The sequence below is a fragment of the Shewanella colwelliana ATCC 39565 genome (assembly GCF_000518705.1).
Lineage (GTDB): Bacteria > Pseudomonadota > Gammaproteobacteria > Enterobacterales > Shewanellaceae > Shewanella > Shewanella colwelliana.
In genome coordinates this window covers 194,548-205,308 of record NZ_JAEC01000008.1, presented here as the reverse complement: position 1 = coordinate 205,308, position 10,761 = coordinate 194,548, and the positions used below count along the sequence as shown (strand labels likewise).

Genomic DNA, 10,761 nt, shown 5'->3' with positions numbered 1-10,761 from the left:
CGGAAGAATCTCTAACGTGTTGTACATATTGCTATGAACACTCATCTTACATTGAGTAAAATTTTTGATTGCTTTACATCCGAAGACAGAAAAGCAATTTCGAATAACTCAACACCTGTGAGTGTCCACACAGATTACTTGATAAATTGTTAAAGAGCGTTAGCACATCTCGGTAGTTCCAAGTGGCTAGGGCTGCGTATTCTACGCATTCCCATGTTCGCGTCAAGCAGTTTTTGAAAACTTTTTGATGCGGCACTTTTCAGTGCCTGACCACTCTGTAACCTAGGCTACTTAGTGTTTCGACTTGTCTCTGCGAGCTTTGCCGTGTCAGTGGATGCGCATTATAGGCAGTTCTTGTTTTGGTGCAAGCGGTTTTTTAAGAAAAATCAGACTTTTTTGCATCTTTGTAGATAACCACAATCTACACACTATTTACCCCCAAAGTTATCCACAAAACCATCAACTTGTAATCAATATCCAATTAAATTGAGGCTTCATTAGATATGACAGGGGTCGCAACAGGTAAAGGTAAAGGTAAAGGTAAAGGTAAAGGTAAAGGTAAAGGTAAAGGTAAAGGTAAAGGTAAAGGTAAAGGTAAAGGTAAATATTGATAAACCGAGTGGCATGATCAAAAAAGCCACCCGGTATGGATGGCTTTTATTATTATGCTGACTGCTCGTTAGCTAAGCTTGCCGTGACATTGCTTATACTTACGTCCAGAACCGCAAGGACATGGATCATTGCGCCCAACCTTGTCACCTTCACGGACTACAGGTTGGCTTGCGGCGAGTGCTTGTGCCTCTTCGCCACCCACTAATGCTTCGGCTGCTGCATGTTGATAATCACGACGGATCTTAGCTTCCTCTTGACGACGACGCTCTTCCATCTCTTCAACATCTGATTGCGCTTGTACCTGCACTTTAGATAATACGCTGATCACATCATGCTTGAGGGTTTCCAGCATCTGTTGGAACAACTCAAATGACTCACGCTTATACTCTTGTTTCGGGTTCTTCTGTGCGTAGCCACGTAAGTGAATACCTTGACGCAGATGATCCATCGCTGCTAAGTGCTCTTTCCATAAGCCATCTAAGGTTTGTAGCATGACCGCTTTTTCAAATTGACGTAGTACTTGCGCACCGACCATCTCTTCTTTTGCTTGGTAAGCTCTCACCCATGTATCTACGATTCTTTCACAAAGGGTTTCTTCATGAAGGTCATCTTCTTTATCTAACCACTCTTGTACTGGCATCTTCATCGCGTACTCTTGCTCAAGACGCGTTTCAAGACCAGGCACATCCCACAACTCTTCAACTGACTGTGGTGGAATGTATTGATCGATGAGACCATTCACAACATCGGCTTGAATATTGACGATGGTATCTTGAATGCTTTCTGCATCCATCAACTCATTACGTTGTGAATAAACGACTTGGCGCTGATCATTGGCGACGTCATCAAATTCGAGTAGTTGCTTACGAATATCGAAGTTACGCGCTTCAACTTTACGTTGAGCATTTTCAATTGCGCGAGATACCCAAGGATGCTCAATCGCTTCGCCTTTTTCCATGCCAAGTTTCTTCATCATTGAAGACACTCGGTCTGAAGCGAAGATACGCATCAAGCTATCTTCCATAGAGAGGTAGAAGCGTGATGAACCCGCATCACCTTGACGGCCTGAACGACCACGTAGCTGATTATCGATACGACGAGATTCGTGACGTTCGGTACCTAGAATATGCAAACCACCTGCGGCAACGACTTCATCGTGACGAATTTGCCAATCAGCCTTGATCTTGGCTTTTTGCTCTGCAGTAGGATTATCGAGCTGTTCGATCTCCATATTCCAGTTGCCGCCCAACACGATATCGGTACCACGGCCGGCCATGTTTGTGGCTATCGTTACTGCACCGCTACGACCTGCTTGCGCAACGATGTCAGCTTCACGCTCATGGAACTTAGCATTAAGTACCTCATGAGATATTTTGGCTTTCTTAAGCATGCTATGAAGTAGCTCAGATTGCTCAATCGATACTGTACCGACTAATACTGGCTGACCACGCTCACGGCACCCAATAATATCTTTAATAATGGCGTCGTATTTCTCTTCAGCGGTCAGATAAACTAAGTCTGCATTATCTTTACGTACCATAGGGCGGTTAGTGGGTATCACCACGGTATCTAAGCCATAGATATGCTGAAACTCAAACGCTTCTGTATCTGCAGTACCTGTCATACCGGCCAATTTGTCATATTGGCGGAAGAAGTTCTGGAAAGTAATTGATGCTAGTGTCTGGTTTTCATTCTGAATATGAACTCCTTCTTTAGCTTCAACCGCTTGATGTAAACCTTCAGACCAACGGCGACCAGGCATAGTACGGCCAGTATGTTCATCGACAATGATCACTTCATTATCTTGAACGATATAGTCAACATCTTTTTCAAACAGCGTGTGTGCACGTAACGCTGCGTTAACATGATGCAATAATGAGATGTTTGCTGCTGAGTAGAGTGAATCACCCTCGGCTAACATGCCGCGTTCAGTTAACAAAACTTCGACCTTTTCTTGGCCACGCTCTGTCATATGAACTTGTTTAGCTTTCTCATCGACCGAGTAATCGCCATCACCCACTTCTTCTTCAGTATCTTCTTTCTCTTGACGCACAAGATTTGGGATAAGGGTATTAATCTTAATGTAGAGCTCTGAGCTATCTTCTGCAGCACCTGAAATAATCAATGGGGTACGCGCTTCATCGATAAGAATTGAATCGACTTCATCGATCAATGCGTAATGCAGCGGACGTTGCACGCGCTCTGCTGGCGAAAATGCCATATTGTCGCGAAGGTAATCAAAACCAAACTCGTTGTTAGTACCGTAAGTAATATCTGAGTTATAGGCGATTTGCTTTTCAGCTTGCCCCATCCCCGCAACGTTAATACCAACCGACATACCGAGGAACTCAAATAGTGGGCGGTTATTCTCAGCATCACGACGGGCTAAGTAATCGTTGACGGTAATGACATGAACACCTTTGCCAGTCAAACCGTTAAGGTAAGCAGGTAATGTTGCAGTAAGCGTTTTACCCTCACCGGTGCGCATCTCGGCAATACGGTTACTGTCTAGCACCATGCCACCAAGCATCTGTACATCGAAGTGACGCATGTCAAATACACGCTTTGAGGCTTCACGCACCACAGCAAACGCTTCAGGCATCACATCATCAAGCGTTTGCCCCGATGCTAAGCGTTCACGGAAGTCTACCGTTTTTGCTTTTAATTCATCATCGGAAAGCTTCTCAAAGTCTGCCTCAAGAGCGTTAATCTTTGTGACAACCTTACCAAGTGTTTTTAGGGTGCGATCGTTACGACTACCAAATATTTTTGTCAGTAATTTACCAAACATCTGAACCACTTTTTATGTTATTGGCCGAGTCTCTGTTGAGTCTGAAAGCCTATTTTTAGATTAACCTGCCTTGCGGTAGACATATTTTTGCGGGTCTATCTGCTGTCCACCCCGCAACACTTCATAATGCACATGAGGACCGGTCGAACGACCTGTGCTCCCCATTTTTGCAATACTTTCACCTTTTGCGACCACATCACCTACAGCTACTGACAAAGACTTATTATGCCCATAGCGAGTACGCAGACCATTTCCATGATCAATCTCTACCAACTCGCCATAACCAAACATACTGCCTGACCACGTTACAACACCGCTAGCGGTAGCCACAACGTCAGTCCCCTCTTTACCCGCAAAGTCGATACCTTTGTGCATCGTTCTTCTGCCGTTAAAAGGGTCATTACGTAAACCATAGGGGGAAGATAACCAACCTTTTTGGATGGGTCGCCCCGATATATAACGCTCACCATCTATATGGAGATTAGATGTCACTGTTTCAAGTAGTGATAATTGAACATTATTATTATCTATTCGTGACACGAGCCTATCCATATCTAGGATAAGCTGATCGAGTTCGATGTTGTTGCCGAGTTCGCTCAGGCCACCAACACCAACTTCAGAAGAGAAATCGAATTGATCTTCGAGTTTATAGTCTTTTGCGACTTGTTGGCCAAGTGCCTCTAGGCGAGCCACTTTCGCTTGCATTTTAGCAACATGCGTCACTAGCATTGCCAACTGAGATTCCGTTGCACCTTTTAACCCAATGAGTTCGTGCTTCTGTTCTTCTCTGGCTACGCGTTCGTTATTAACGTCTGTTTGTTGCTGTTCAAGCTGTTTGGCGTTGTGTTGATAAAACCCTGTGCCTGCTGCAACCAGCAAAACAGGAAGTAATAACCAACGCTTACCGGGTTGCCAGCGAGTGGCACCGTTTCGACCCTGAATAAAAACTGTTACACTCATAGCCTAATTAAGCCATTTTATTATGTTATGAAAAAGCCCCCGCAGGATCTCAGCCAACTGCTACATCAGCAAGGTCAATTACCTTCTATTGCTGAAAAAGCAGAACTTTTACTCCACTTGGATCACTATGTGAAGCAAGTGATAACTGGTCCTGTCACGGAACAACTTAAAGTTGCCAATTTCCGTCAAGGTGTTCTCGTTATCGAGACCACCACTGCTGCATGGGCGGCAAGGATTAACTTTCAAAAACCCAAAATGTTACAACAGTTACAACTCGAAACGCTCCCCATGCTGTCCGCTATCGAAGTTAAAGTCAACCCAGGCATGAATATGTGTGAAACAAAATCAAAACCGGCTAACAATCACATCAGCGAAACTGCTGCTGCTCATATTTCAGCACTTGCAGAGCACACAGAGGGTTCTTTAGGCGTAAAACTAAAACGGCTGGCTGCTTTAGCCAGCCGTTCAAGGCAATCTTAATATCAATTAGGCGAAAGAAGCGCCGGCTGGCATCGCGAAGCTCACAGGAACTTCTTCTTCTTTCTCAAAACTGACTAACTCCCAAGCATCTTGCTCGGCTAACAGTGCACGCACTAATTGATTATTCAATGCATGCCCTGTTTTAAAGGCACAGAATTCACCAACGATTGCATGACCAGCGACATAAAGGTCACCAAATGCATCGAGTATTTTGTGCTTAACAAACTCGTCCTCATAACGCAGACCATCGGGGTTGAGAACGCGGTATTCATCAAGCACAACGGCGTTTTCCATGCTGCCACCTAATGCAAGGTTGTTCGCACGCAGATATTCGATATCTCGCATGAAACCGAAGGTTCTTGCGCGACTGATATCTCGTACAAAGGCAGACGATGAAAAGTCCATCACCATGTGTTGCTGACTTCTGGCTATTTCAGGGTGATTGAAGTCGATAGCAAAATCGACTCTAAACCCTTTAAATGGACGTAGTTCTGCCCACTTATCGCCATCTTCAACACGCACAGGGCGTTTGATTCTTAAATATTTCTTTGCTGCTGCTTGATCTTGTATGCCGACTGATTGCAGTAGGAATACCCATGGGCTAGCACTGCCATCCATGATAGGAATTTCGGGTGCATCGACTTCAATGACGGCATTGTCGATCCCTAAACCCGCTAACGCGGCAAACAGATGTTCAATCGTTGAAATACGAACACCATCGTCATTGACAAGCGCCGTACACATGGTTGTCTCACGAACTTGATCCGCTTTAGCTGCAATCGCAACATTAGGGGTTAAGTCAGTGCGAACCAATACGATCCCTGTATTAACTGGCGCGGGCTTGATCGTCAAAGTCACCTTGTTCCCGGAATGCAATCCGACACCGGTGGTCTTAACCATTTCTTTAACAGTTCTTTGAAAAATCATTTATTTACCCGTTATATCTCAACAAAATCACTCAATTTTTGCACAACAAAGCAGCGCATAAAAGCGCGGCAGGTCGGACATGCTAGCATATCTTTGCAAATTCACCAAAATTTAGCGCTTAATAAACTTAGCTACTCATTCCAGTCAACGCTGCGACTAGCACCGTCCTAACTACCAATACTAATCAGCTTGCTTGCGCAAAAACGCTGGAATATCTAAGTAATCAAGGTCACTCTTTGGCGCTGTCGCAGCTGCAGGTTGTGCAACAGGTACAACATTTCCTGCGCCCATCGCTTGCGGCATAATCTCTTCAGTCGGCAGATCTAGCTTCACTTCTGGCGCAACAATTGGCTCCGGACGAGGAGTAGGCTTAGACACTAATTGAATGTCTGGTTTCTTCTCTGCGCCAATACCTGTAGCAACAACTGTTACGCGTAGCTCGTTGCTCATCTCGGGATCGATAACCGCACCAACGACAACCGTCGCATTATCTGAAGCGTAAGCTTTAACGTGGTTACCCACAGTTTCAAACTCTTCGATACTCATATCCATACCAGCAGTGATGTTAACCAACACACCACGAGCGCCAGCAAGATCGATGTCTTCTAGCAGTGGGCTAGCAACAGCAGCTTCAGCCGCTTCTTCTGCACGGTCTTCACCACTTGCAACGCCAGTACCCATCATGGCATTACCCATTTCAGACATAACGGTTTTAACATCCGCGAAGTCGACGTTGATAAGGCCTGGGCGCGTGATCAGCTCAGCAATACCTTGCACCGCGCCGAGCAATACGTTGTTCGCTGCCGCAAAAGCATCCAATAATGAGGTACCGCGACCTAATACTTTAAGTAACTTCTCATTTGGAATGGTGATCAAAGAATCCACATTCTTGGCCAGCATTTCGATACCTTGATCGGCATAAGCCATACGCTTTTTCCCTTCGAATGGGAAAGGCTTAGTGACCACGGCAACGGTCAGAATCCCCTCTTCGCGAGCGATTTCTGCCACAACAGGCGCTGCACCAGTACCAGTGCCACCACCCATACCCGCAGCGATAAAGATCATGTCAGAGCCTTTAATCGCATTACGGATATTTTCTCGATCTTCTTCAGCCGCCAAGCGACCAATTTCAGGGTTAGCGCCAGCGCCTAGCCCTTTGGTCACATCACGTCCCAACTGAATCGTTGTGCCAGCCGCTGATTTACGTAGCGCCTGTGCATCTGTATTTGTGGCAACAAACTCAACACCTTCGATGTTGTGTTTTACCATATGTTCGACAGCGTTTCCGCCACCGCCACCGACGCCGATGACCTTAATCACCGCCTCGTCTGAATGACTATCCATGATCTCAAACATGGTATTTTCTCCGTTTAGCCTGCGTTATTATTTAAAACTCGCCCTTAAACCAACTTTGGACCCGATTCCAAAGACTGGTTACCCCTTGGCGCTCCGGACGCTCGAACTGACGTTCAATCACCCGTCTTGCACCATAATGTAACAACCCAACACCTGTGGAGTAGATGGGTTGGTTCACATATTCAAATAAACCTTTTACTGGTAGTGGCTCAGCCACACGCACTGGCATGCCAAATGTCGCTTCTGCAACATCTACCGCCCCTTCAATTGAGGCTGTGCCGCCGGTCAGTACAATACCCGCTGCCACTTGATCTTCAAGACCACAATCTCTTAGTTCTTTACGCACCAACTCAAACAGCTCTTGGTAGCGCGGCTCAACCACTTCAGCCAAAGTATGACGTGACATGGTGCGAGATGGACGCCCGCCTACCGATGGCACCTCTATGCTATCTTCTCGGCTAACCATTGAGCTTCTTGCACTGGCGTATTGCACTTTGATCTGTTCAGCATGCGATAGTGGCGTACGGAAAATCTTGGCAATATCACTGGTCACTTGATTGCCGGCAACTGGAACAACCGCACAATGACGCAATGCACCATTGGTATAAATAGTGATATCTGTGGTGCCACCGCCCATATCGACAAGGCATACACCAAGATCTTTCTCATCATCGGTAAGCACTGAGTCAGCAGAAGCTATGGCCGAAAACACTAAGTCATCTACTTTTAGGCCACAACGTTCAACACTCTTAGTAATGTTCTTTGCCATGTCGTTAGCGCAGGTAACAATATGCACCTTAGCTTCCATGCGCATGCCCGACATGCCAATAGGGCTCTTAATACCGTCTTGCACGTCAATGGCATACTCTTGCGGCAGCACATGTAAAATACGACGTTCGGTTGGGATCTTGACCGAACGCGCAGTATGAATGACGTTATCAACGTCTTCCTGAGTGACCTCTTCGTCGTTGATTGACACCATGCCGTTTTCATTTTGACATTCGATATGTTTGCCCGAAATGCCCAAATAAACTGACGCCACTTGACAGTCAGCCATCAATTCAGCCTGATCAAGCGCTCGCTGTACACTGCGGACAATCGAGTCGAGATCATTTACGCCGCCTTTGTCCATACCGCGAGAGGGATGGCTACCCAAGCCCACCACACTGATCTCACCATCAGGTAGCACTTCGCCAATGATCACAGCAACTTTGGATGTCCCTATGTCTAATCCAACGATCAGATTTCTATCTTGATTCTTGGTCATTAATTAATGGCTCTCATTTTGTGCTTCATCCCAACCTACGGCCAATCCGGTATCGTAGCGCAAATCAACTCTAGCAACGGGTTTGCTTTGATTGACCAATGTGGGATACACATTAATAAACCGTTGCACTCGCGCCATCTTGTCTTCTCGTCCTAGCTTAAGTTCTATGCCGTTTTCTAAAACGGCTAACCATGCGTGCCTAGGGCTCAACTCTAAACGGGTTAAATTAAAGCCGTTTATATTCAGTAGTTCACTGACTTGCCGATAATTAGTCAATACCGACAAGGCTTGTTCTTCTGGCCCAGCCAAACTGGGCAAACTTCCGATCCCTTCTTTCATTGGAGCTTGAAACACTTGGCCCTGTTCATTGAGCCACTCACTAGCATTCCAATGTGCGACTGCGCGTTGCTCTACGAGATAAACCTTTAGTTTTGCTGGCCACTCTCGTCTCACTGAAGCTTGATATACCCAAGGTAACGCTTCTAAAGCCTGCTGAACCTGATTCACATCAGCAGAAAAGAAACTTCGCTGCATTAAATCTTGCAATGCGACACGGATCTCTTCATCGCTGGTAAATTGCCTATCGCCTTTAATCGCTACCGCTTCGATAGGTAAGGTATCAGCATCGTTTAGCACGATGTTTAACTTCCATACTCCCGTGGCTAGCCCACAGATAACAAGAAACAAAAACACCAGTCCAAAGCATAAATACCAATCGACCAGCCTAAGCTTGCTACCCCAGCGATTTCTCACGTCAGCAAAAGACATGATTACCGCCTTAACATACTATTAAACGTATGTTTTTTGACCACTAAATCAGCCTGCAGCAACGATAAAGAACCGGCCATTATAACTACCTCAACCTTAGCGTCAAAAGCTTCATCATCGCCTCAACATATTGCGCAAAAAACGTTCATCATTTGGCCTGCTCAAACTGAAGGTTTGAATCGGCTAACTGCTTACTAATCGCCCCGATATTGCCTGCACCTTGCGTTAGCAGCAGATCACCATCTTGTAATACATCTGGCAATATTGATGACAACTGCTCAGGCCCAAGAACAAAAATAGGATCCAACTGACCACGTTGACGAATAGAGCGACAAAGCGCTCTGCTGTCTGCACCAGGAACGGGGAGCTCTCCCGCAGCATAAACATCCAATAATAGTAAGCAATCTACTTGCGAAAGCACTTCGACAAAATCGTCATAGAGATCACGTGTGCGACTATAACGATGCGGCTGATAGACCATGACCAAACGCTTATCAGGCCATCCCGAACGAGCCGCTTTAATTGTTGCAGCGACTTCACTCGGGTGATGACCATAATCATCAACCAACATCACACTGCCGGCATCAGTCGCAAACTCGCCTAATTGCTGGAAACGGCGACCGATACCTTGAAACTCTGCCAAGGCTTTGACCATCGCCTCATCAGCAATTTCATCTTCTGTTGCCACCGCGATAGCCGCCAACGCATTCAGCACGTTGTGCTGGCCAGGAAGATTTACCGATAGGTCAAGATCGTCCATGCCGTCACGTCTTACCGTAAAGCTGCACCGATAACCATGTTGAATAAAATTGAGCGCCTGCACATCGGCATCATCACTAAACCCGTAGGTCACGACTTTGCGCGCTATACGCGGCAACAGCTCTCTAACGACAGGATCATCAATACATGCCACCGCCACACCGTAAAATGGCAGGTTGTGCAAAAATTCAATAAAGGTTGATTTAAGTTTTTCAAAATCACCTTCGTAGGTATCCATATGATCAGCTTCAATATTGGTGATCACACTGACCATAGGCTGTAGATGCAAAAAGCTCGCATCACTCTCATCCGCTTCGGCAATCAGATAACGACTCTTACCCAAACGCGCATTAGTCCCTGCGCTATTGAGCAATCCGCCAATAACAAAAGTTGGATCGCGCTCAGCTTGACCATAAATACTGGCGATTAAACTGGTTGTCGTGGTTTTACCATGAGTCCCAGCCACTGCCACGCCATGGCGATAGCGCATCAATTCCGCCAGCATCTCTGCGCGGCGAACAATAGGAATACGCAACTCTTGTGCGGCGATGATCTCAGGGTTATTAGCATCAATAGCGGTGGAGACCACCACAACGTCGGCGCCCTGCACTTGCTCAGCGTGATGGCCGATGTAAATCGTCGCACCCAATGACTTTAGTCTTGCTGTCACAGCATTTTCAGCGATGTCAGAACCACTTAATCGATAACCTTCATTGACGAGCACTTCAGCGATACCACCCATACCCGCACCACCGATCCCAACAAAATAGATCTGCTTAACTCGACGCATCTCAGGGATGATCGTTCTTAATGGTGCGTACTTCTCTGCGCTATTACTCAT

At 46.2% G+C, this 10,761-nt stretch carries 8 protein-coding genes; 1 reads left to right on the top strand and 7 read right to left on the bottom strand.

What is annotated here, in order from left to right:
- Window positions 1–679: 679 nt before the first annotated feature.
- Together secA and L876_RS0106610 are read right to left on the bottom strand one after the other, a co-directional pair.
- Entirely contained in the window at window positions 680–3,403 is a 2,724-nt protein-coding gene (gene secA / locus L876_RS0106615; protein ID WP_028763081.1) for a preprotein translocase subunit SecA, read from the bottom strand.
- Between the two features lie 60 nt (window positions 3,404–3,463).
- The gene (locus tag L876_RS0106610; RefSeq protein ID WP_028763080.1) at window positions 3,464–4,363 is read right to left on the bottom strand and encodes a M23 family metallopeptidase; all 900 of its coding nucleotides are present in this window, start codon (window positions 4,361–4,363) and stop codon (window positions 3,464–3,466) included.
- Between the two features lie 27 nt (window positions 4,364–4,390).
- Between L876_RS0106610 and L876_RS0106605 the strand changes: the two genes are divergently transcribed.
- A complete protein-coding gene (locus tag L876_RS0106605; protein ID WP_028763079.1) occupies window positions 4,391–4,843 on the top strand; it encodes a DUF721 domain-containing protein in 453 nt (150 codons plus the stop codon).
- 6 nt (window positions 4,844–4,849) lie between these two features.
- On the opposite strand, the gene lpxC is transcribed toward L876_RS0106605, so the two are convergent.
- From lpxC to murC, 5 genes are all read right to left on the bottom strand, one after another.
- Window positions 4,850–5,770, bottom strand: coding sequence for a UDP-3-O-acyl-N-acetylglucosamine deacetylase (gene lpxC, locus L876_RS0106600; RefSeq protein ID WP_028763078.1), 921 nt, complete (start codon window positions 5,768–5,770; stop codon window positions 4,850–4,852).
- Between the two features lie 180 nt (window positions 5,771–5,950).
- The gene (gene ftsZ, locus L876_RS0106595) at window positions 5,951–7,126 is read right to left on the bottom strand and encodes a cell division protein FtsZ (RefSeq protein WP_028763077.1); all 1,176 of its coding nucleotides are present in this window, start codon (window positions 7,124–7,126) and stop codon (window positions 5,951–5,953) included.
- A gap of 31 nt (window positions 7,127–7,157) precedes the next feature.
- Window positions 7,158–8,393, bottom strand: a complete 1,236-nt coding sequence (gene ftsA / locus L876_RS0106590; protein WP_028763076.1) for a cell division protein FtsA — start codon at window positions 8,391–8,393, stop codon at window positions 7,158–7,160.
- A 3-nt stretch (window positions 8,394–8,396) separates the two neighbouring features.
- Window positions 8,397–9,161, bottom strand: a complete 765-nt coding sequence (locus L876_RS0106585; RefSeq protein ID WP_028763075.1) for a cell division protein FtsQ/DivIB — start codon at window positions 9,159–9,161, stop codon at window positions 8,397–8,399.
- 148 nt (window positions 9,162–9,309) lie between these two features.
- Window positions 9,310–10,761, bottom strand: coding sequence for a UDP-N-acetylmuramate--L-alanine ligase (gene murC / locus L876_RS0106580; RefSeq protein WP_028763074.1), 1,452 nt, complete (start codon window positions 10,759–10,761; stop codon window positions 9,310–9,312).

Excerpts from the sequence above, each read along its gene's own strand:
- secA (WP_028763081.1), bottom strand. The coding sequence starts at position 3,403 with ATGTTTGGTAAATTACTGACAAAAATATTTGGTAGTCGTAACGATCGC.
- L876_RS0106610 (WP_028763080.1), bottom strand. The coding sequence starts at position 4,363 with ATGAGTGTAACAGTTTTTATTCAGGGTCGAAACGGTGCCACTCGCTGG.
- L876_RS0106605 (WP_028763079.1), top strand. The coding sequence starts at position 4,391 with ATGAAAAAGCCCCCGCAGGATCTCAGCCAACTGCTACATCAGCAAGGT.
- lpxC (WP_028763078.1), bottom strand. The coding sequence starts at position 5,770 with ATGATTTTTCAAAGAACTGTTAAAGAAATGGTTAAGACCACCGGTGTC.
- ftsZ (WP_028763077.1), bottom strand. The coding sequence starts at position 7,126 with ATGTTTGAGATCATGGATAGTCATTCAGACGAGGCGGTGATTAAGGTC.
- ftsA (WP_028763076.1), bottom strand. The coding sequence starts at position 8,393 with ATGACCAAGAATCAAGATAGAAATCTGATCGTTGGATTAGACATAGGG.
- L876_RS0106585 (WP_028763075.1), bottom strand. The coding sequence starts at position 9,161 with ATGTCTTTTGCTGACGTGAGAAATCGCTGGGGTAGCAAGCTTAGGCTG.
- murC (WP_028763074.1), bottom strand. The coding sequence starts at position 10,761 with ATGAGTAATAGCGCAGAGAAGTACGCACCATTAAGAACGATCATCCCT.